The sequence below is a fragment of the Elizabethkingia argenteiflava genome (genome assembly GCF_009904105.1).
Taxonomy (GTDB): Bacteria; Bacteroidota; Bacteroidia; order Flavobacteriales; family Weeksellaceae; genus Elizabethkingia; species Elizabethkingia argenteiflava.
Genome location: NZ_JAAABJ010000148.1, coordinates 1 through 21,982 on the forward strand (window position 1 = coordinate 1; position 21,982 = coordinate 21,982).

General features: G+C 36.4%; 18 protein-coding genes and 1 riboswitch. Of the genes, 1 reads left to right on the forward strand and 17 read right to left on the reverse strand.

Translation table 11 applies throughout. The annotated features are described in order from the left end of the window. Nucleotides 1-142: 142 nt before the first annotated feature. From GNY06_RS01085 to ffh, 17 genes are all read right to left on the reverse strand, one after another. Nucleotides 143-412, reverse strand: a complete 270-nt coding sequence (locus tag GNY06_RS01085) for a hypothetical protein (protein WP_166518420.1) — start codon at nt 410-412, stop codon at nt 143-145. 9 nt (nt 413-421) lie between these two features. Next, on the reverse strand, nt 422-745 hold the full coding sequence (locus GNY06_RS01090) for a VOC family protein (RefSeq protein WP_166518421.1): 324 nt from the start codon (nt 743-745) through the stop codon (nt 422-424). A 428-nt stretch (nt 746-1,173) separates the two neighbouring features. After that, nucleotides 1,174-1,674 carry a transcription termination/antitermination protein NusG gene (nusG, locus tag GNY06_RS01095; RefSeq protein WP_166518422.1) on the reverse strand — a complete coding sequence of 167 codons (501 nt, stop codon included), beginning with the start codon at nt 1,672-1,674 and terminating at the stop codon, nt 1,174-1,176. A gap of 1,012 nt (nt 1,675-2,686) precedes the next feature. Further along, complete coding sequence (locus GNY06_RS01100) at nt 2,687-3,340, reverse strand: epoxyqueuosine reductase QueH (protein WP_166518423.1); 654 nt, start codon at nt 3,338-3,340, stop codon at nt 2,687-2,689. 140 nt (nt 3,341-3,480) lie between these two features. After that, nucleotides 3,481-4,365: a 3-hydroxyisobutyrate dehydrogenase gene (gene mmsB, locus GNY06_RS01105; RefSeq protein WP_166518424.1), complete on the reverse strand. Its 885-nt coding sequence runs from the start codon at nt 4,363-4,365 to the stop codon at nt 3,481-3,483. A 16-nt stretch (nt 4,366-4,381) separates the two neighbouring features. Next, entirely contained in the window at nt 4,382-5,476 is a 1,095-nt protein-coding gene (locus tag GNY06_RS01110; RefSeq protein ID WP_166518425.1) for an enoyl-CoA hydratase/isomerase family protein, read from the reverse strand. Between the two features lie 26 nt (nt 5,477-5,502). Then, entirely contained in the window at nt 5,503-6,663 is a 1,161-nt protein-coding gene (locus GNY06_RS01115; protein WP_166518426.1) for an acyl-CoA dehydrogenase family protein, read from the reverse strand. Nucleotides 6,664-6,671: 8 nt separating this feature from the next. Next, nucleotides 6,672-8,171, reverse strand: coding sequence for a CoA-acylating methylmalonate-semialdehyde dehydrogenase (locus GNY06_RS01120; RefSeq protein ID WP_166518427.1), 1,500 nt, complete (start codon nt 8,169-8,171; stop codon nt 6,672-6,674). Nucleotides 8,172-8,224: 53 nt separating this feature from the next. After that, nucleotides 8,225-9,676, reverse strand: a complete 1,452-nt coding sequence (locus tag GNY06_RS01125) for a bifunctional 2-methylcitrate dehydratase/aconitate hydratase (protein WP_166518428.1) — start codon at nt 9,674-9,676, stop codon at nt 8,225-8,227. Nucleotides 9,677-9,713: 37 nt separating this feature from the next. Next, a complete protein-coding gene (gene prpC / locus GNY06_RS01130) occupies nt 9,714-10,865 on the reverse strand; it encodes a bifunctional 2-methylcitrate synthase/citrate synthase (RefSeq protein ID WP_166518429.1) in 1,152 nt (383 codons plus the stop codon). Nucleotides 10,866-10,867: 2 nt separating this feature from the next. Next, nucleotides 10,868-11,761, reverse strand: coding sequence for a methylisocitrate lyase (gene prpB / locus GNY06_RS01135; RefSeq protein ID WP_166518430.1), 894 nt, complete (start codon nt 11,759-11,761; stop codon nt 10,868-10,870). A 1,690-nt stretch (nt 11,762-13,451) separates the two neighbouring features. Continuing rightward, on the reverse strand, nt 13,452-15,944 hold the full coding sequence (locus GNY06_RS01140; protein WP_166518431.1) for a multicopper oxidase domain-containing protein: 2,493 nt from the start codon (nt 15,942-15,944) through the stop codon (nt 13,452-13,454). Nucleotides 15,945-15,949: 5 nt separating this feature from the next. Continuing rightward, nucleotides 15,950-16,420: a DUF3347 domain-containing protein gene (locus tag GNY06_RS01145; protein WP_166518432.1), complete on the reverse strand. Its 471-nt coding sequence runs from the start codon at nt 16,418-16,420 to the stop codon at nt 15,950-15,952. Nucleotides 16,421-16,518: 98 nt separating this feature from the next. After that, nucleotides 16,519-16,905: a hypothetical protein gene (locus tag GNY06_RS01150; RefSeq protein ID WP_166518433.1), complete on the reverse strand. Its 387-nt coding sequence runs from the start codon at nt 16,903-16,905 to the stop codon at nt 16,519-16,521. Between the two features lie 119 nt (nt 16,906-17,024). Next, nucleotides 17,025-17,486, reverse strand: a complete 462-nt coding sequence (locus GNY06_RS01155; RefSeq protein WP_166518434.1) for a GNAT family N-acetyltransferase — start codon at nt 17,484-17,486, stop codon at nt 17,025-17,027. A gap of 251 nt (nt 17,487-17,737) precedes the next feature. Further along, nucleotides 17,738-19,072 (reverse strand): Na+/H+ antiporter NhaC family protein, encoded by a 1,335-nt coding sequence (locus GNY06_RS01160; protein ID WP_166518435.1) that lies wholly within the window; start codon nt 19,070-19,072, stop codon nt 17,738-17,740. A 54-nt stretch (nt 19,073-19,126) separates the two neighbouring features. Continuing rightward, nucleotides 19,127-19,222: riboswitch (SAM-I-IV-variant riboswitch) on the reverse strand. A gap of 225 nt (nt 19,223-19,447) precedes the next feature. Further along, complete coding sequence (ffh, locus tag GNY06_RS01165) at nt 19,448-20,812, reverse strand: signal recognition particle protein (protein WP_166518436.1); 1,365 nt, start codon at nt 20,810-20,812, stop codon at nt 19,448-19,450. Between the two features lie 250 nt (nt 20,813-21,062). Here ffh and pnuC point away from each other — a divergent pair, with 250 nt between their 5' ends. After that, nucleotides 21,063-21,650, forward strand: a complete 588-nt coding sequence (pnuC, locus tag GNY06_RS01170) for a nicotinamide riboside transporter PnuC (protein WP_166518437.1) — start codon at nt 21,063-21,065, stop codon at nt 21,648-21,650. Nucleotides 21,651-21,982: the final 332 nt, after the last annotated feature.

Below are 21,982 nucleotides of genomic sequence, written 5' to 3' on the forward strand. Positions count from 1 at the left end.
AGCTCTTCTATACTTCTACCATTATCGAATTCTTTCAAAATACTGGAAATCTGATTCGCACTGAATTGTTTCTTTTTCATAATATATAATCCTAAATTTAAACTTTTTGTCTAAATTATAGTCGTAATATTTATGGGGGAGTTTACAACTTCGCTAAAGTTTTTTTTGATGGATACCAAGGTCTACCAAGTTTTGAAATCAATAGTAATCCTTCATTTGATCCCATTGCCACAAAATTTTCCCGAATCGGCCCCTTTTCGAAATAAGGTAATTTATAAATTTCATTCATTGATTCAGAAAATTGAAGAGGAAAATCTGTTGCTAATCCAATCTCACTTATACAAAGAATTTCCTGTGAAGAAAAAAAATAATTTGAAAAATGTTGATTTTCGTATCGTACAATAAATTCCAACACATTACCTTATGGATCATAAAAATAAATGGAGCGTGCATTCCATATTTCAATATCTATGAAAACCGATTTCTCTTCGTCCGGTAAGATGAGTTGAATATCTCGATCCTGTAACCAAGCAGCTGCAGACTCCAATAAATTAATTGGAATTTCGAAGGCAAAATGATATAACGCATTTGTCTGATATTCAATTAAATTCAAAATAGATCTTCCTACTTTAAACTCTAATTCTTTTTGAGATTCATTTATTAACTCAAAACCTAAAATATCAGCATAAAAAACTTTGGCCTTATCAAGATCAGTAACAGCTATATAAACTTTATTTAATTTCATTTTAAATTATTATTAATCATTTAGATGCTTCGCAAAAATGACTTTATATTAGTTTTATTAATCAAACGTTCAGGCAAGTCCATATCTTTAACATACCATGCTAATTGATCTTCACCGACTTGAAAAACGGACGAATATATAATCTTGTTTTAATAGTTGGTAATCCTGAATTGAAGGTACGTTTGCCAATCCAAATTCTTATTTCATCATACATTTGTGCTTGAAGAAAGATTTCCAAAGTTTTTTTTCCTCCCTCTACAATCAATAAATGAACTTGATGTTCTTTCAAAACCTTAAATAATTCCTCAAAAAAATTATTGAAACCCTGTTGGAAATTTCTTTTTTAAAACTTTTAGTTCTTCCCTTTAAGAAAATAGGCTTTTCTTTGTTTACAATTTTATTATGCCAAAAAATATTTGTATTGATCATTAAATTAATTGATAAGAGGGTATTTGAGCCATGAGAATTTGTTGTAATGATTCTATCCTCACACCAATCTTTTGATTGTTGTCTATTTTTACGATTTCACATTGATAATTTGCAAAAGGACCGGATGCTATTCTTCTCCTTTCTCCTACTTTTATGTCTAAAGAATTTTTGAGTTCAACTTGAGAAAATTGATTCAGGAAAATTTTAATACGATTTATTTCCTCGTCTAAAACTCTGACTAATCTACCTCCAAAATTAATAAACAACACGACACCATCTATACTAAGGGCTTTTGTATAGTCTTTTATGTTTTCTAAATAAACAAAAACATAAGAACTGAACAACGGTTTTTCTACCTTCTTTTTACGGTCGCTCCATTGGGATATTGTTGTATTAAGTGGCAGATATACTTTAAAGTTTTGCTCAACTAAATTTTGAGCTATTTTTTTTTCGTAACGGGATTTGGTATAAACTACATACCAGCCTTTAATAAAGGTCATATATTTTGTGTTTTCAGGTGTTTACAACTTCGCTTCTTAAGTCACATTGTAAAAAAAGTTATAGACACCAGAAAACACATAATCATCAAAAAAAACACTTAGGTAAATTTTATAGAATACTCTCCATCATTTGAGTATATGATTTGCGCTTCTTTGCTAAAGTAAAAAAAAATACATCTAACAAGAGTTGAAAGTAAATTTTAACAAAAATTAATTCATTATTTATTCTACTTCATTGATATACAACCCAATATATTGTTTTGAAATTTTATTTTTTTCATCTATTTGTTTTGTTTTTTATCCTAAACGAAGCATTATAACCTCTTGTGCATTTAGAATAAATTAACTTTTAACCTGTTTAATCTTCTATTCAAAACAGCAAAAATGAGATATTGAATTATAACACCCTATCCAAAACTCTATAAAACCTTGTGTTTGATCTTGTATTTTTCTGTAGCTTTTTCAATGATCAAACTTTATATTATTCCCTATAAAGTGGGTAAATATCTGTTGAAAAATATATTCAAAAGCACCCATCAAAAAACAGAGGTTTTGTGTATTTCAACTCAGTCCCGGATCTTTGCTTCTGATGGATCTATTTTTTTAATGATTGATGAATAGCTAGCATGTCCTGTTATTCAACGCTATTCTAATTAAATGTTATTTTATTCGTTCCCCTTATCAGCTAAAAGACAAAACGACAAAGTCAACACCTTATTCTCAATACTGTCTGTTGTATTGTCCGCATTTTGGTTTTATTTTCATACAAGATCTTCAAAGTTACATCAGTAGGAATGATTTTGTTCAATATCATCTTTAAAATAAACGATCTTTCCAGAGAGCAAACTAGTTCCTAATAACAGCAAAAGACTTCGGAAATCGAAGTCTTTTGCTATTCATATCATCATATTAAATATCCCTTTAAAATTAAAGGGATATTTAATATGAATTCAAAAATTGTATTTATATCTTCTTATAAGAATAGAAAATTTTAAATGCTCAAATATTCTTTTTATTTTTCATCTAAACCATAATATTTTTCCCCCAGCTTTATCTTTTCTCTCCCGTTTTCCATTCTCCATTTGTTAGTATCTCTTAAAGAATAGGCACACCCACAATACTCCTGCATATAAAATTGTTCTTCTTTACTAATCTGTAGCATGCGAGAGGAACCTCCTTTCTTCCTCCAGTTATAAGTCCAATAGGAGACCCCTTCATAATGTTCCGCAGCGCGAATACCACAATCGTTAATCTGTTCCATATTTTTCCACCGCGAAATACCTAAAGAACTGGATATCACATCAAATCCATTTTCATAAGCGTAGAGCGCCGTGCGTTCAAAACGCATATCGAAACACATCGTACAACGAATACCCCGCTCCGGCTCCCATTCCATTCCCTTAGCGCGGGAAAACCAATTATCTACATCGTAGTCTGCATCTATAAAGGGGATATTATATTTTTCAGCAAAACGTATATTTTCTTCTTTACGTAAATCATACTCCTTCTTAGGGTGAATATTTGGATTATAGAAAAATATAGTGAAATCTATATTTGAGGCGATAATAGCTTCCATTACTTCTCCAGAGCAAGGCGCACAACAAGAATGCAATAATAATTTTTCACCTCCTTCAGGCAAAGCCAACTTTTCTCTTACTAAACTCATTTTTATTATTATTTTCCTTTATCTTAAGACAGTATAACGCAATAATAGCACAGCCATCTTCATGATAATACCTGTTTTTAAAAAGTGCTCTAAAATAGTAAAATTTTTCTGTATGGAGAAGTTTAAATTTCCATTCCTATTTAGTGTTTGTTAAGAAACTGAATAATACTTGAAAAATCTATTTTAGCATTTTCAGCTGTTTCACTCCACATTCTATAAAGATGGAGTGCAGTATTTCCTAAAGGGAGAGTAGTTTTTGTATCCAAACCCGCTGCTGCTGCCAAGGCTAAATCTTTTGCCATTAGATCTACAGCAAAACCCCCAGCATAAGAATTCGAAGCAGGAACATTTTCCATTACTCCTGGATAAGGATTGTAGACTTCTAATGACCAATTCCTTCCCGAACTTTTTTGCATAATTTCACTCAAATCCTTAACATTCAAACCATTTCTAGCACCTAAATTAAGCGCTTCACAAGTTCCTATCATATGGATACCTAAAAGCATATTATTGCACATTTTAGCGACCTGACCACTTCCTGAAGCACCTGCATAAAATATATTTTGTCCCATACATTCTAAAATAGGTTTTGATTTTTCCAGAACTTCTTCTCTTCCCCCTACCATAAAAGTCAAAGTTCCGGATTGCGCACCACCGGTCCCACCAGAGACAGGAGCATCCAGCATCTCGAAACCTTTAGACGCACACAATGCTGCTACCGATCGGGCAGTGGTTACATCTATGGTACTGCTATCTATCAGCAGGGTGTTGGGGCTTAAGCTTTCCATAAATTCTTTTGAATATAATGTTTTCACATGCTCTCCGGAGGGAAGCATGGATATTACCACCTCTACATGCTGTACAGCTAATACAGCAGATAAGGCCACTTCTCCTCCTATCTTCGAAAAAGCTTTAGAAGCACTCTCTGAAAGATCAAAACCTATTACTCGATGTCCTTTTTTAATTAGGTTGGTGGCCATTGGCCTTCCCATATTTCCTAAACCTATAAATGCTATATCCGACATAATGATTAGTTTTTCGTTAGATTTTTAAAGGATGTGTATCTTTTTCCCAAAGAGGTTTAAAATAACCATCAATCCATTCTAGGCTTACCTCTCCCCACGTTGCAGGCTGCCAGTTAGGCTGTTTGTCTTTATCCACCAATAATGCACGAACGCCCTCTATAAAATCAGGGTGAAGGCAGCACTGACAGGACAAATTCAACTCTGAGCGAAAGACCTCTTCCAGGCTTAAGCCTCTCCCTATATGCAATTGTCTGAATATAATATAGGCCGAACTCGGTGATCCAGATTCAAAATTTTTTATACCCGCTTGCATCCATTCATCCCGATCTGAATGGCTCAGCAAAACCTCTCTGAATTGCTCTAAAGAATGCGCATTTTCAAATTTTTTGATAAAAGATTGATGTAGCTCTGCTTGAGATGCAGGAAGATCAGCAGCTTCACCAAAAGATTTTAGAATATCCGAAACCACTTGACTGGGGTCCGATCCCCAATTGGCTTGGGCTAACTCCTGAAGTATTTTATCTTTTGAATCAGACAATATATAATAGTCTGCTAAACCCAAAAATTTGCAATCTGCACCATCCAACCTCGTACCGGTGAGCCCTACATATAGTCCGTAAGCGGAGGGCATTTTGTTCAGAAACCACGTGCCCCCCACATCTGGGTATAAACCAATATTAATTTCAGGCATCGCCAGTTTGGTTTTTTCAGTAACAATACGGTGTGAAGCACCTACTAATAGCCCCACACCTCCGCCCATTACAATACCATGACCCCAAACAATAACAGGTTTCGGATAAGTATGCAGTTTATAATCCAGCTCATACTCTTTTGAGAAAAAATCTATGCATTCCTGAGTCAATTTTTTTTTATCAATTTTTTGCTGTGCAACAATGGCCTCGTACAATTTGCGAATATCCCCTCCTGCACAAAATGCTTTTTCACCGGCACCCTGAAGAAATATACAAGCAATTTGATCTGATTTTTTCCAATCTTGCAAAATAACGCTCAATTCTTCTATCATTGATAATGATAATGCATTCAAGCTTTTTTCTGAATTCAAGGTGATGAAACCTACTTTATTCTTTATTTCTGTACAGATTAATTTCATTTTAATTGCTTCTTAAAAATATAGAATTAGCGAATGTGTAAAAGCCCCCCCTCTTGGAGAACTCTTCTTGAAATAACCAATTTCATAATTTCATTGGTGCCCTCCACTACTTGATGTATACGCGAATCTCGCATAAGCCTTTCTACGGGAAAATCTTGTGTACAACCATATCCACCCAATATTTGTAAAGCATTGTTACAGATATTAAAACACACATCGGTACATAATCTTTTTGCCATTGCACAATAGATAGTAGCATCCGGATCATTTGTATCTAACTTAAATGCAGCTAAATAAGCCATCTGGCGTGCCGCAACCAACTCGGTGATCATATCTGCTATCTTAAATTGTAACGCCTGAAATTGAGTTAGTGATTTGCCAAATTGCTTTCTCTGATGCATATAGGTTTGGGCTTGATTAAGCGCTCCTTGTGCAGCTCCTACGGAACAGACTCCTATATTGATACGTCCTCCATCTAAACCATGCAATGCGATCTTAAAGCCCTCTCCTTCTTTTCCTAAAAGCTGACCAGCGTCTACCTCAACATTTTCCAGAAATACAAAGCGAGTGGGTTGTGTATTCCATCCCAATTTTTTCTCGTTTTCTCCAAAACTGACTCCCTTTGAATTGGATTCCAGGACGAATGCGCTGATGCCTTTTGATCCGCTGCAGCCTGTTCGAGCCATCACAATCAATAGATCACTTTCGCCAGCTCCAGAAATAAAAGCTTTGGTTCCATTGATCACATATTTATCTCCTCTCCTCACGGCAGTCGTATTGAGACTTGCAGCATCAGAGCCGGCTTCAGGTTCCGTCAGACAATACGATCCCAACAATACACCAGAAGCCAACTGTTGGGTCCATCTTTTTTTTATATTTTCGGTAGCATAATTATCCAGCATCCAAGTGACCATATTATGAATGCTAATATAGGCTGTCGTAGAGGGACAGGCAGCTGCAAGCTCCTCAAATATAATGGCCGCATCTAATCTAGACAAGCCTAAGCCTCCTCCCTTATCACTGGTATAGATACCACAAAAACCTAGTTCCCCTGCTCTGGTAATAGCTTCTCGGGGAAATATTTTATTGGCATCCCATTCAGAGGCATGGGGTGCCAGTTCTTTTTGAGCAAACTGACGCGCAGCATCCTGAAATGCCAATTGATCTTCATTTAGATTAAACTGCATTTTCAAACTTATTTTAAATTAATCGTCATGTTAATAGGTTGAGAAAGGGGTATATCTTCCTCAAACCAACGGGCAGTAATCGTTTTAGTCTCTGTGTAGAAACGCACCCCTTGTTTTCCGTAAGAATGCAAATCACCAAAGAAAGATTTTCGCCAGCCCGTAAATGAGAAAAAAGGAAGCGGAACCGGAATGGGTAGATTTACACCTATCTGTCCCACCTCTACCTCATGTTGGAATTTTCTAGCAGCAGCACCAGAATTCGTAAAAATAGAGGTGCCATTACCATAAGGGTTCTCATTAATAATTTTAATGGCCTCTTCCAAAGTATCTGCCTTTAAAAGCAATAAAGCTGGTCCGAAAATTTCTTCTTTGTAAATGTCCATATCTGTGGAAACATTACTAAATAAAGTAGGCCCCACAAAATATCCGTTTTCACAACCCTCAACATGGCAATCACTTCCATCCAAGAGCACTTCTGCACCTTGTTGATAGGCGGTATTAATCAGTCTTAAAACTTTATCTTTGGCTGTTTTATTAATAAGCGGTCCATAGGCTGCCGCATCATCGTTCCATACGCCAGGTTTTATACCGCTAAGCGCGGTTTTAATATCTTCTATCCAACGATGAGCTTCTCCTACCAAAACAGCCACACTAATAGCCATACAACGCTGTCCGGCTGCACCACAAGAGGCTCCGACCAAATGATTAATCACCTGCTGCTTATTCGCGTCTGGCATAATGACCATATGATTTTTTGCCCCTCCAAAAGCTTGTACTCTCTTTAGGTTGGCCGTTCCTGTGCGGTAAACATGTTCCGCCACAGGTACGGACCCTACAAAGGAGATCGCTTTTATATCGGGGTGATTGAGAATATGGTTTACCTGATCCTTGGATCCGTGAACAATATTCAGAAGACCTTTGGGAAATCCTGCTTCATTAAAGAGTTCTGCTAATTTCATGGCGGTCATGGGAGTCTGTTCGGAGGGCTTTAATATAAAGGTATTACCACAAGCCACAGCAATTGGAAACATCCATAAAGGGATCATAGCTGGAAAATTAAAAGGGGTAATTCCAGCACATACCCCTAAAGGCTGAATATAACTATATGTGTCTACAGCTCTGGCTACATTTTCTACAGTTTCTCCCATCATCAAACTGGGTATATTACAAGCATGCTCTACAACTTCTATACCCCGCCAAACGTCTCCCATGGCATCTGCGAAGGTTTTTCCATTTTCTTGTGAGAGAATTTCTGCCAGTTCTTTTTGATACTCTTTTAATAGATGCTGATAGGTAAGAAACAATCTCGCCCGCTCTGGAACAGCCACTTCTTTCCAGGCTCTAAAAGCTGTTTTTGCAGCCTCTACAGCTGCATCTATTTCGGAGCCTTGCGTTAATGGCACTTCTGCTAGTACTTCTCCTGTCGCCGGGTTTTCTACCGGTAAATATTGGTGGGATTTGCTCACCAGAAAGTTTCCATTAATAAATATTTTTACTTTTTTAGACATGATATCTTAATTATGATTATAATTAAAAAATAGAAAATCTTTTACCCGATTCTTCATATAACCAGAAGGTCAGTAAACTCATTAACCGCTAGCTCTACTAAGACATTATAATCCAGAGATTGATCCAGTATGGCCTTTTGTTGTTTCTCGGGGAAAATACGTGCTAGATTAATTTTATATTTTTTAATCAATTCGGGAATCGCCTCTTCTCTTCTGCGTTTATGTCCGATGGGATATTCCACCACTACTTCCTCTAAAACACTTCCATCATTCAGTTCTACCTTCAATCCATTGGCTATAGAACGCTTCTCAGGGTCGTGATAATCCTTGGTAAACTGGACATCTTCAACACATTTTATTTTATTGCGCAACCTGTCTATTCGCTCATCGGCAGCTATATCATCCTCATAATCGGCAGCGGTTAATCTACCATAAATTAAAGGTATTGCCACCATGTACTGTATACAGTGATCCCGATCGGCAGGATTATTTAAAGGTCCTTGTTTATCAATAATACGTATAGCTGCTTCGTGAGTACGTATGGTGATAGCCTTAATATCTTCGCTAGTTTTGTTGAGGGTATTCAATCGTCTATTTAAGATCATGGCTGCTTCTACGGCTGTCTGCGAATGAAATTCTGCTGGAAAAGAAATTTTAAATAAAACATTTTCCATGACATAAGAAGCATAATCCCTTTGGAATTTGAAAGCTTGCCCTTGAAATGAAACGTCATAAAACCCCCAATTTTTAGCGGTTAATACAGAAGGATACCCCATTTCACCTGTTTTCGCTATCAGGGCTAAACGAACAGCTCTGGAAGAGGCATCACCCGCAGCCCAAGACTTGCGACTTCCTGTGTTGGGTGCATGGCGGTAGGTTCTTAAAGACTGGCCATCTACAAAAACTAAAGAAATAGCATTAATCAATTCCTCTCGGGTCAATCCTATAAGCTTACCCACCACAGCGGTGGATGCTAGTTTAACCAATAATACATGGTCCAGCCCCACCTTATTGAAAGAGTTTTCCAAAGCGATCACTCCTTGTATTTCGTGCGCCATAATCATAGCCTCTAATACCTGTTTTATTTTTAAAGGTTTTTTCCCTTCGGCAATATAGGTACGGGAAAGCCAATCGGCTGTAGCTAAAATACCGCCTAAGTTGTCGGAGGGATGGCCCCATTCGGCTGCCAACCAGGTATCATTAAAATCCAACCAGCGTATAATAGCGCCAATATTAAAAGCAGCCTGGATAGGATCCAACTGAAACTGAGTTCCCAGCACTTTAGCCCCATTTGGAACAATCGTCCCTTTTACTATAGGACCTAACAGCTTAGTGCATGCGGGATAAGTTAAAGCTTCCAAGCCGCAGCCAATACTATCTAAGAAACAATAATGAGCCGTTTTCCAGGCTAATTCATTTTTAATTTTATAATTGAGTACATAATCTGCAATATCCACTAACACCTGATCGGGTTGAGGTCTTTCGTTTAAAATATATGATGACATGCTTGTAAGTTGTAAATTTAATAATCGTTATAGTTTTTTATTTTCGGTCTTCCAAGGCTACAAACTCTTTATTGTCAGGACCAATATAATGAGCACTGGGGCGAATAATTTTAGCATCCTGTCGTTGCTCTATAACATGAGCACTCCAACCGGTAATTCTGGAAATAACAAAAAGTGGGGTAAACATTAAAGTGGGAACTCCAAGCAAATGATAAGAGACAGCAGAAAACCAGTCTAAATTAGGGAACATTTTTTTTTCCTTCCACATCAACTCTTCTAAGCGTTCTGCAATCTGAAATAAGAGCCCATCCCCCGCTTCTTGAGAAAGTGATTTGGCTACTTTTTTAATCACCTCATTTCGGGGATCCGAAATAGTATAGACAGGATGTCCAAAACCTATAATCACTTCTTTATTGGCTATACGTTCACGTATATCGGCTTCCGCCTCATCTGGTGAAGAATAACGGCTCTGTATATCGAAAGCGACCTCGTTAGCTCCGCCATGTTTTGGTCCTCTTAATGCCCCTATAGCTCCGGTAATAGCGGAATATATATCAGATCCTGTACCAGCAATCACACGACTGGTAAATGTGGAAGCATTAAATTCATGCTCAGCATATAAATTTAAGGAAATCTGCATGGCTTTTATCCAAGCCGCTGAAGGTTTTTTTCCGTGCAAAAGATGTAAAAAATGCCCTCCCACACTTTCATCATCAGTTTCTACTTCGATTTCTTTTCCATTATGACTATAGTGATACCAATAGAGGAGTGCTGAGCTAAAAGAAGCCAATAATTTATCTGCTATATTGCGGGTACCGGCTATAGAGTGATCCTCCTTTTCGGGATGAATAGCCCCCAATACGGATACTGTAGAGCGCAAAACATCCATAGGATGCGCCGAAGCAGGGATCTTTTTTAATATTTCTTTTAGTGAATGGGGTAAACCTCTCAACGACCTGAGCTTGGATTTATAGTTTTTTAATTGTGTGCTTGTAGGCAAATCACCATATATCAAAAGGTAAGCAACTTCTTCAAATTGGGCTCTCTCTGATAAATCCAAAATATTATAGCCTCTATAATGTAGATCGTTGCCATTTTTACCAACGCTACACAGTGCTGTATTACCTGCAGCCACCCCCGAGAGGGCTACACTTTTCTTGGGTTTTAAAATTTGTTCGTTATGGGACATATTTATTTTTTTTGAAAGGAATTATTTATTTGGCTCTCATATTTATAGTAACCTATACTTTGGTAAAGCTCTTCTCTGGTTTGCATAGTATGTACTACATTTGCCTGAGTCCCATCCTTACGGATATGCTTAAATACATTCTGAGCCGCTTTATTGGCAGCACGAAAAGCAGAAAGAGGATATAAAATTAGTTCGACGCCAGCCTCTCTTAACTCGTCTACTGTATACATTTTTATCATTCCAAATTCTGTGATATTGGCCAATATGGGAATTCCTGTGGCCTCTGCAAATTGAAGGTAAAGCTTTAAATCTGTAATGGCTTCAGCAAAAATAAAATCAGCCCCAGCATCTCGATAAGCTAGACATCTTTCTAAGGTTTTTTCAAAACCTTCATTAGCAAAAGCATCTGTTCGGGCACCAATCACAAAATGAGCATCAGTACGCGCATCTAGGGCTGCTTTTAAACGATCTACCATTTCCCCGGTGCTTACCACCGCCTTACCAGGACGGTGTCCACAGCGTTTTGCTCCGACCTGATCTTCAATATGTAGTGCTGCAGCACCGGCTTTGATCAAAGATTTCACGGTACGGGCTATATTAAATTCTGAAGGGCCAAAACCAGTATCGACATCCACCAGAAGTGGTAATTCGCATACATTGGTAATCCGCTGGATATCTATCAACACATCTTCCAGTGTAGTAATCCCTAAATCAGGAATTCCCAATGAACCTGCCGCTACCCCGCCTCCGGAAAGATATATAGCATTAAATCCTGCCTGTTGGGCTAGCAATGCGTGATTGGCGTTGATTGTTCCCACGATTTGCAGCGGTTTTTCTTTTTGCATGGCCTCTCGAAATCGTAATCCAGGCGTCTGCAAAATTTCATTTTTACTCATCTTAATATTGTTATTTTATATTTACAAACTCCTCATATAGGCTCTCATTATATCACTTTATTATCATCGTATAATAATACAAGTAAAGGTCCTGTAAGTCTATTATTGATTAAGAATTAGGCCTCCCTCCAGTCCTCCAAAGCCACCGAATCATCCTATACTTAATTTAATGGCCTTGATAGGATAAGAATTTATATACACCAAGCGTTGTCTCTAACTGATTAAAAATATATTAACCAATTTTATATTCTGAAAGCACCCTACAACTAAAAATTTCCATGTATCTCGTATATTTTTGTTTTACTTTTTAATGGCGCACAGTAAACAGCGATTTTTTATATTTCTAAGATGATAGGTGACTTAGTTATCCCATTGTTTCTGTTACAATGGAGGCTTACGGGCTTATTGCAAAGCACTCGTTAACAATCAATTAGGAAATTTTATCAGCATTTATATTGGCGGCTTGCTCCATTTTTTAATATCCTGAGATCTGAAGAAATAACCAAAGCCTCCGCTACCTGCACTTTATCACCCTAAATTCTGATTGGCTAATAAAAAAAGAATTTTTTCCTTGTTCTAAATATAAAAAAAAATGACTACCTACACTCAATATTTCACTTGCCCCCAAAAAATACCTATATAAAACCATACAAAATGAGGTATTTAATACACTATGTATGTGTTACATTTCTGAGGACTGCGTTGGTGATATAATCGGCAAAACAATACTTCTAAAAATCGCGTTTAACCTTTTTATTACCAAAAGGATTTTGTCTATAATTTGAGTGATCCCTTCTCTTAACGTCTCTTGAGGATTTGTTGTGAACCGATTTCAAATTTTATTGTTTTTTTATATATCATCACCTAAAAAGCCAACCCACTGTCAATAAGATTATTGTATTAGGTTTTAGGATTAAAAAAACGTTTTTCCCTGCTATGCCCCAATAAATTATGCTTTTTTTATTTCTAGTTTCATAAACTGTTAGCCAAAATGCTCATCATCAAACAAAAGACATAGCAGTAAAATAAATTTCAGCGATAGTATTGATAAAAGATAGTGTTAGATATCATAGCCTACTTTAAAAACATAAAACACCATTTCCCTATATGTGCCTGAATAATTAAAACAGCTCACTTGTGCCCGTTTTTAAGCCTCTATACATATTTGAATCATAACATCATATTTTATTAATCCAACTGTGAAAAAACAGTATTTTTCATTACAAAAATGAATAATAAAAGCTACATACATACATACATACATACATACATACATACTTGTTATACCGCATAAAAAAACCTCCTTAATAAGAGTGAATATTTCTTATTTTTAGAGTATTACAGCTGTTTTTAGGTTATTTTATATAGAGAGGTAGTGTTTCTTTTTTTGAGCTTAATGGAGATAAAACGGACACAAATGGACATTTCGTTTATTCTCTATAAACTTATCTAAAATTGTAATGCTCCTTTTGTATTAGGACTTTTTAGTCTTTTTTGTTTACTCTTTATTTTAGACATTTGGTTTTATACACCCAAAGCATCATCGTTATGGATATTTTTATTATATACAACAAAGATTTTACACCCTAATTTCAAGAGGTTGATGAATAAAAAAACCTGTTTAAGTATGCTTCTCTTAAACAGGTTTATATGATCGCGAATAAAGGTATTAAAAGTGATGTAAGCTCATTTAATAGATGAAGGTTACTCCTGCCCCCCATCCCATATCGCTATCATAATGAGAGGAAATCTGTAAATATTTTTGGATAAAATAACTAAGGCCTACCCGGTATTCTTTATCTGTATTTAGCATAAAATTACCCCTCAGCCTTTGGGATAAAGGAATATCCTCACGCTGTAGCTGTAGGCGTAATTTTCCATTGTGGTCTATACTCACATCCGAAGTAACCAACCACGGTAATATATATTGAAATCCTACAGCTAGCACATGACGGTTATCGTGTTGAGCATATTGTCCTAAAAGGGTCTTTATATCTTTAGTAGCATGATTGTAGCGACTCCTGGATTGAGCTCCGATATAGGGGTATAACCATTGAAATTTACCCAAATAACGCCCTAATTTAAGCTCCGCTTCATAACCATTCTGCCGCGTATATCCCGTATGCAATTCCCCTCTGAATTCATAACGGGTATCTCCTGCTCTAAATTCTGCATGGGTACTCCTAGATTCTAAGGCTAGGGTAGCTGTATACGCCCACATATGATTATCTTTTAGAAAATCTTTCCAGTCCTGCTTTGGGTTGTTAAGCTGGGGATTGGGCTGTGATCCTTCGTAACTAAAAATTCTGCCCATACCCGCCATCATATGGTATAAAATATGACAATGGAAAAACCAATCACCATCTTGATTCGCTGGAAATTCTATAACCGCAGTTTCCATTGGCATCATATCCAATACATTTTTCATAGGAGCGTAATCTCCATAGCGATTGATTACCCTAAAATCATGACCATGTATATGCATAGGATGCCGCATCATGGAATTATTATAGAGTGTAATACGTACAATCTGCCCTTTCTTTATTTTAATCTTATCCGTTTCTGTTACGGTTTTATTATCCAAAGTCCATACATACCTGCGCATATTTCCTTCGAGGGTAAACTTTAATTCTTTTACTGGAGCATCAGAAGGTAAAGTGGTCATTTCCGTAGACTTGAGCATATTATAATTTAAAGTGATGGGCTCCGTATTTTCATTCGCTGGTTTAAAACTGTCTGTAAGAGCTAAATGATTACCCTTCATTTCTGAATGAATATGGTCTACTCGTTGATTTTTATGGGAATGCTTTTTAGCCCTTACAGGAGACATCATTTCTTTAAGATGCCTAGAGGTGGCACTTCTTTTTTCTTCAGAAATTTCAGGGTACATCACCTCGTTAGCATCCATTTGCTGTAAGCTCATCGTCATATTCATAGGTTTCATATCTCCACTGAGTTTCATCATGCTGTTCATGCTTTTCATGCCTTCGAAAAGCATAAGCCTTTTAAGACCAGGAGCTTCTACTTTAGTTCCCTTTCCCAACCATAAGGAAGCATCTCCTGTTCTGTCCTCTGCTGTCGCTCTAAATTCAAAACTCTTATCTTCAGGGACAACTACCTCAATATCATAGGTTTCGGAAACGGCAACGATTAAACGATCTACTTCCACTGGCTGAACATCATTACCATCACTGGCTACCACTCGCATTTTTCCTCCAGCATATGTTAGCCAAAAATAGGAAGAAGCTCCTCCATTAGCGATTCTAAGCCGTACTTTATCGCCAGCTTTTAGGTTTTTATATGAGGCCGAAGTTTGTCCATTGAGTAAAAACCTATCGTAGTAAACATCGCTAATATCCATAGCTTCCATGCGTTTCCACTCATTTTTTAATTTGGTGAAAAAGTTTCCTGAAGCGATGGCTTCGGCATAGCTTTGTACCGAATTTTTCTTAATTCCATACCACTGAGCAACCCCCATCTGCAATTTTCGCATCACCTGGTGAGGATGTTCATCTGTCCACTCACTGAGCATCACAGGAATATCGGCTTTTATATGTTGGGGAGTTTGTGGTTCTCCCCTTTTTCGAAATATCAACAGTCCATACATTCCCATCTGCTCTTGTAAACCTTGATGGGAATGATACCAGTAAGTTCCATTTTGGGATACTTTAAATCTATAGATATAGGTTTCCCCAGGTTTTATTGGTTTTTGGGTAAGAAAGGGAATACCATCTTCCTTGTTTTCAAGCATTACTCCATGCCAATGCAATGCTGTATTTTCCTTTTTAAGCCTATTATGCACGTGTATTTCGGCCATATCACCTTCGGTAAAATACAAGGTAGGTGCTGGTAGCTGCCCATTAATCGCATAGGCATGAGCATGTTTTCCGGTATACTGCACCATAGAATCCGTTACATATAAATCGTAACGAACGAGCTTGCCTCCGAAATGTAAACGCCCATGTTTGGAATTTCTTTTTAGAACAGCTTCTTCGTCCGTTGTTTGATGCTCCTGTACCAGCACAAGGTCCATTCCGCATTTTGGACATTGCCCCGGTTGATTTTTTATTATTTCAGGATGCATAGGACAGCTATATTTTTGCACGGAATGCTGTTCTGGAATGGACTGCGCAGGTACAAAAATAAATAGCCACACACAGAATATCAATAAATAATTTCTCATGATTTCTATTTGCTGATCTCTGCTTTTAGCGTACCACAAGTCATCATAGAACTTCCATAATAAGGATTTTTAATTTCCTGTTCATTACTCAGCCACTGGCCTTTAGCCATAGGACAATATTGAATATAAATAGGGGATGAGGAAATTTTGAAATGCTCGGCTATTAAGGCCATATTATCGGATAAATTAAAGAAATAATTTCTCTGGGTAGTGAGATGAGAAGCTTCTGCAATGGCTCCTGCGTCTTTTCTCAATTTGTTTATGTTATCTTCTGATAATACTTTAAAATCAACTGTAGAAGCTACTTTTAGGAAGAGCTTTGCTGCTGAAGCTGCTTTTGCAACATCATCCTGAACCAAAGCATTTTTGATCGCTGTATAATGTTGATAAAGTTTTTGAATTTGGGAATTTGACTCCTGGGCAAAGCTCATAATAGAGACTGCCAAAAATATAAGGCTTAAAAATCTGTTTTTCATTTTTTCAAGATTTAAAATAAGATAAAATTAATCTAAAGAAGCTATATGAATATAGCAAAATATTGCACTGCCCATGGGGGCAGATGTTTAATCTTATTTTATAATCTAAAATTACAGTGTAAAATAAAAATAGGCAATTGCCGCAGCAATGGTGGGGCATTGGTAAGATGATCTTTCCCTAAAGAGGATAAATAAAATTGATTTTTTACTTGGAAATCATTCTCTACGGGCAATAGAAAATATAAACTACTTAAATACAACAGATTGGTACTTTTTGCGACATCTGTTTTAACCAATTCTATTTTTGTCTTACAGCAATCGGATGCCTTAATCTCTTTTTTACAAGTGTGTGAAGAAGAAGAGGAAGACTGATGCTTCATATTACAAAAAACAGTCTTATGCAGACAGGAATGCATTTTAATAACGGCACCAGAAGATACCGCGGAATAAAAAAATGCCAGTAATATAAGTAGGGTTTTCCTCATATTGGCACAAAGTTATTGATAAAATTTGTACTTCATCTATTTTTATACTAAAAAAACTCAGATCTATGGTAGTAGAATGTTACCACAATATCGTATTTTGAATATTATGTTGAAGAGATTTAGTTCTGAGGGTGATATATCATAAGATCGCGATGATGCGATTGGAAACCTTTTCCACGATACAATTCCAAGGCATTGTGATTATGCCTTTCGACTTCTAACATAACTACTTTTAGGTCCTGAGCTGCAGCAAATTTTTTTATAAAATCTACCGCTTTTTTTCCATACCCCTTTCCACGAGCTTTTTCACCTAGAAATAATTCATCTAAAAAAGCTATCTTTCCTCCAAACTCAAAGCTAAACATATACGCCATAACAATATAACCTATTGCTATACCTTGCTCGTTATAGATCATAAAGACCTGTCCCCAATATGGATTTTTGATAAATTGATAAAGATTTTGTCTTGTAAGTTGTTCATCGAAAGGATAGTGATCAATACTATAAAAATCATACATCATTTCTAGTATATTCTCTATCTCACTTTCCTTTAATTGACTAAAAGTTTGCTGCTGCTCCATATTTACAAATATACGGAAAGCCGCGATAAGGATCAAAAGAAGTGCAGCACTTAAGTGCTGCACTTCTAGATAAAAAACATCTCATTTTTTTTTTGGTTCAACAAAAAATAAAAAAGGTTTGCCTACATGCAAACCTTTAATTTTTCAAAATCTATATTTTCAAATATTATGATGTCACCAGATAATTTCATTTCCTTTCTTTAGGTACTTTAAAGTTCAGAAATAAAATGGTTTTTCTGGCTTAAATTATGTTAATTTTTTGAAACATTGAGCGGAGCTGATTTTGACTTATTTTCTTTTATGTCTCCTACGAAAATATAAATAAGGACCGCTATAAAAAGTAGGATAAGATAAAAACTGTTTTTCAATAATTCAGGATAATCAATACTATTTTTACTATAACCTATAAGGATGAGTACCTGAGCTCCGTAAGGAATAATCCCCTGAACAATACATGAAAAAGTATCTAAAATTGAAGAAGTAACCCGTGGTCTGATGTTATATTCTTCGGTGATTTTTTTTGATACTTTTCCAGATATTATAATTGAAATGGTGTTATTAGCCGTAGCCAAATCGGTTATTCCTACAAAGCTTCCAATTCCTAATAAAGCCGATTTTGGTCCTTTAATTTTATTTTTAATCAAATTTAACAGACTCTCTATTCCACCTGCCTTTTCGACCATGGCTGCAAGACCCCCGGTGAATAAAGACAGGAGAAATATCTCTGTCATACTGGTAAAACCTTCATATACCTTTTTACTAAATTCTAAAAAACTGAAGCCGTGGTATATAAAACCAAACAGACCGCTTAATACAACACCAATGACTAAGACCAAGAATACATCTAATCCTAAAAAAGCGAGTAAAATAACCACCAAATAGGGTACGACAAGAATAGCCGAAGATAGGTTTACGGATGCTGTTGTGGGAAGCACCTCTCTACTTCCGGCACCCACATAGATATAAATGAAAAAGGCAAGAATGGCTGCAGGTAATGCAAATCCTAGATTGTTTTTAAATTTATCTCGCATATCACAGCCCAATATTTGGGTAGCTGCTATGGTAGTATCGGAGATAATGGATAAATTATCCCCAAACATAGCCCCACCTAATAATGCTGCACCCACCACATTGATATCACAACCTCCCGCATTAGACAGGCCTATGGCTATAGGACCTAATGCCACGACAGTTCCTACAGAAGTTCCAGATGCCAAAGATAAAAAGGAAGCGATAAAGAAAATACCTGCCGGGTAATATTCAGGGGAAAGATTGTTAATCCCTATATTCACAATGGCATCTACACTCCCTATAGCTTTGGATACAGTGGCAAAAGCCCCTGCCAAAATATAAATAATACACATGGTCAATATATTGCGATCGCCACAACCTTCCATAAAAGTAGACATCTTATCTTTTATGCTGCCTTTAAGCATGATGAAAGCAGATATAATTCCCACTATAATAGCAATAGGAGAAGGCATCGCATAAAAATCACCGTAATAAACTCCAGCGCCCAAAAAAACTAAAATAAAAATAAGAAAGGGGATAATCGATAACAATGAGTTCTTGTTTTGTGTGGTCATTCAATATAATTTTTTAAGATTATTAAGATAAGCACACTTCAGAAAAACAAAGTAATAATCAACATTTTTTCCGGAGGCGGCTTATCGATTTCAGCACCTTGCTTGTTGTTGCAGGTTGCTACCCAACTTTTGGGATTCTTGATAATATTAGGTGCAAATATAGAAATTTAAATTAAATTTCTACAGATTTTTTTTAATTTCTACTTTTAATCTATGGATATTTTAACGATCAGTCTATAGCTCAGCTCGAAGACTTCACCTCCATATGCTCGTCGCTTTAATTAAAGACCGCCACAAGCATGCTTGCAGCGGTCTTTATTATCTGTAAAATAAGCTCTGTACGCAGTCCCTGTCATTTCAGGGATTGTATTTTTTCTATTTCCCCATACCTGGAAAGCCTCCTCCCATACCTGGCATTCCCTTGCTCATCATATTCATCAACTGTTTACCCTGTGGCCCCTGCATCATCTTCATCATTTTACCCATTTGCTCAAATTGCTTCATAAGGGCATTGATGTCCTCTAACTTACGCCCTGCTCCTTTTGCAATGCGCTGTTTTCTAGATATATTAATCAAGCTAGGTTTTCTCCTTTCTTCGGGAGTCATGGATTGGATAATGGCCTCTATATGTTTAAAGGCATCATCATTAATATCTACATCCTTTATAGCCTTGCCTACTCCTGGTAACATGCCTAGTAAATCCTTCATGTTTCCCATTTTCTTTATCTGCTGGATTTGTTTAAGAAAATCATCAAAACCAAACTCGTTCTTGGCAATTTTCTTGTGGAGTTTTTTAGCTTCTTCTTCATCAAATTGCTCTTGGGCTTTTTCTACTAAAGAGACCACATCTCCCATTCCCAAGATTCTATCTGCCATCCTCTCGGGATAGAAGATCTCCAAAGTATCCATTTTTTCACCAGTAGAGATAAATTTAATTGGCTTTTCTACTACTGTCCTGATGGTTAAAGCGGCTCCCCCACGGGTATCGCCGTCTAATTTGGTAAGAACAACACCATTATAGTCTAAGACATCATTGAAGGATTTTGCTGTATTTACGGCATCCTGACCTGTCATGGAGTCGACTACAAAAAGTGTTTCTGAAGGCTTGACGAACTGGTGAACATTTCGTATTTCGTTCATCATCTGCTCATCAATCGCCAACCGACCAGCTGTATCGATAATAATAACATCCTGTTGATTTTGCTTGGCATGTTCAATGGCATGCTCAGCGATCTGTACAGGATTAAGGTTTTCCTGTTCTGTATAGACGGGAACACCAATCTGACTTCCTAAAACTTTCAACTGATCAATGGCTGCAGGACGGTATACATCACAAGCCACTAATAATGGATTTTTATTTTTTTTCTTTTTTAAAAAATTGGCGAGTTTACCAGAAAAAGTCGTTTTCCCCGAACCTTGTAACCCAGCTATTAAAATGATGGAAGGTTTTGCGGAAAGATTGATTCCTTCCTGGTGACCTCCCATTAAATCCACCAATTCATCGTGAACAATCTTGGTCATTAACTGTCCAGGTGTAATAGATGTCAGAACATTCTGTCCTAAGGCTTTATCCTGTACTCTCTTGGTGAGATCTTTAGCTACTTTAAAGTTGACATCGGCATCTACCAATGCACGTCGGATTTCTTTAACGGTTTCAGCTACATTAATTTCGGAAATTTTTCCGCGACCTTGAATATTCTGTAAAGCTTTATCTAGTTTGTCCTGTAAACTATTGAACATAATCGAATTAATTACTTTGTAAGTTGCAAAAATAAGGAAAAGATATGAAGACTGAAAATTAAAAATAAAAAGGATTGCCTCTCCTTTTATTTTGAAGAAGAAGATAAAAGTCGCATTTTTGTAACCGTCAAAAAGAGGAGCATATATAGACTAGAGGAAATTTCCCAAAAGTATTTTCAACTCAGATTACGACTTGATATTAAATGGGAATTCAGAATTTCTATAGACTTTCTTTATACCAATTGTAAGAATGCAGGAAATTATTCAACAAACCACATGGATAGAATGGCTGGGAGTATTCCTTTCTATTTTACAGGTGATTTTAGCACAACAAAACAAAGCGATTAATTATCTTTTTGGAATTGGAGGTATCATCCTTTCTTTGGTGGTCATGTTTAATGCAGGCTTGTATGCCGAGTTTACACTGTACATATACTACCTAATCATGAGTATATATGGATGGCTATACTGGAAGTTAGGAAAGACTCATCAAGAAACTCCCATCTCCTATGCAGACAAAGCTGATTGGTTAAAAATCAGCGGAATTGTAATTTTTAGCTTTTTCAGCTTCTATTTTATGCTTTCGCGATTTACCACTTCAGATGTGCCCATATGGGACGCGAGTGTCAGTGCCTTTGCGTGTGCAGGTATGTGGCTGTTGGCAAAGCGTAAAATTGAAAACTGGATATTACTAAATATGAGTAATATCATCGCCATTCCTCTTATGGTACATAAGTCTCTGCATCTATATGCGGTACTGTATATTATTTTATTCTGTGTGGCCATTTCAGGCTATTATAACTGGAAAAGAATTTTTAAAAAAACTAAGGAATTTTAATGATTATTTTAGTAAGATCCTACCTATAAAAATCATTATAATCTATTCCGACATGTAGAATGATGATAATATTACAAAATCCTTCCGAGATACCATCACCTCTTAGCTTTTTTTAATTTAACGCTCCCCAAAGGAATACACTACTTAAATAGGTCCAAAATAATAAAGAAATTATGTGAACGGAGTCTCAAACATTTTTCTTTTCTAAGAGCCTGTTTAAAAATAAGCGAAAAAAAAATAATAAGGGCATCTAAAAGAAGTTTAGTGTTACGTTCTTTGAAGTGATAAAACTTTAAAAACATGTACTTAACCGACTTATCAGATGCCCATTG

Excerpts from the sequence above, each read along its gene's own strand:
- GNY06_RS01090 (WP_166518421.1), bottom strand. The coding sequence starts at position 745 with ATGAAATTAAATAAAGTTTATATAGCTGTTACTGATCTTGATAAGGCC.
- nusG (WP_166518422.1), bottom strand. The coding sequence starts at position 1,674 with ATGACCTTTATTAAAGGCTGGTATGTAGTTTATACCAAATCCCGTTAC.
- GNY06_RS01100 (WP_166518423.1), bottom strand. The coding sequence starts at position 3,340 with ATGAGTTTAGTAAGAGAAAAGTTGGCTTTGCCTGAAGGAGGTGAAAAA.
- mmsB (WP_166518424.1), bottom strand. The coding sequence starts at position 4,365 with ATGTCGGATATAGCATTTATAGGTTTAGGAAATATGGGAAGGCCAATG.
- GNY06_RS01110 (WP_166518425.1), bottom strand. The coding sequence starts at position 5,476 with ATGAAATTAATCTGTACAGAAATAAAGAATAAAGTAGGTTTCATCACC.
- GNY06_RS01115 (WP_166518426.1), bottom strand. The coding sequence starts at position 6,663 with ATGCAGTTTAATCTAAATGAAGATCAATTGGCATTTCAGGATGCTGCG.
- GNY06_RS01120 (WP_166518427.1), bottom strand. The coding sequence starts at position 8,171 with ATGTCTAAAAAAGTAAAAATATTTATTAATGGAAACTTTCTGGTGAGC.
- GNY06_RS01125 (WP_166518428.1), bottom strand. The coding sequence starts at position 9,676 with ATGTCATCATATATTTTAAACGAAAGACCTCAACCCGATCAGGTGTTA.
- prpC (WP_166518429.1), bottom strand. The coding sequence starts at position 10,865 with ATGTCCCATAACGAACAAATTTTAAAACCCAAGAAAAGTGTAGCCCTC.
- prpB (WP_166518430.1), bottom strand. The coding sequence starts at position 11,761 with ATGAGTAAAAATGAAATTTTGCAGACGCCTGGATTACGATTTCGAGAG.
- GNY06_RS01140 (WP_166518431.1), bottom strand. The coding sequence starts at position 15,944 with ATGAGAAATTATTTATTGATATTCTGTGTGTGGCTATTTATTTTTGTA.
- GNY06_RS01145 (WP_166518432.1), bottom strand. The coding sequence starts at position 16,420 with ATGAAAAACAGATTTTTAAGCCTTATATTTTTGGCAGTCTCTATTATG.
- GNY06_RS01150 (WP_166518433.1), bottom strand. The coding sequence starts at position 16,905 with ATGAGGAAAACCCTACTTATATTACTGGCATTTTTTTATTCCGCGGTA.
- GNY06_RS01155 (WP_166518434.1), bottom strand. The coding sequence starts at position 17,486 with ATGGAGCAGCAGCAAACTTTTAGTCAATTAAAGGAAAGTGAGATAGAG.
- GNY06_RS01160 (WP_166518435.1), bottom strand. The coding sequence starts at position 19,072 with ATGACCACACAAAACAAGAACTCATTGTTATCGATTATCCCCTTTCTT.
- ffh (WP_166518436.1), bottom strand. The coding sequence starts at position 20,812 with ATGTTCAATAGTTTACAGGACAAACTAGATAAAGCTTTACAGAATATT.
- pnuC (WP_166518437.1), top strand. The coding sequence starts at position 21,063 with ATGCAGGAAATTATTCAACAAACCACATGGATAGAATGGCTGGGAGTA.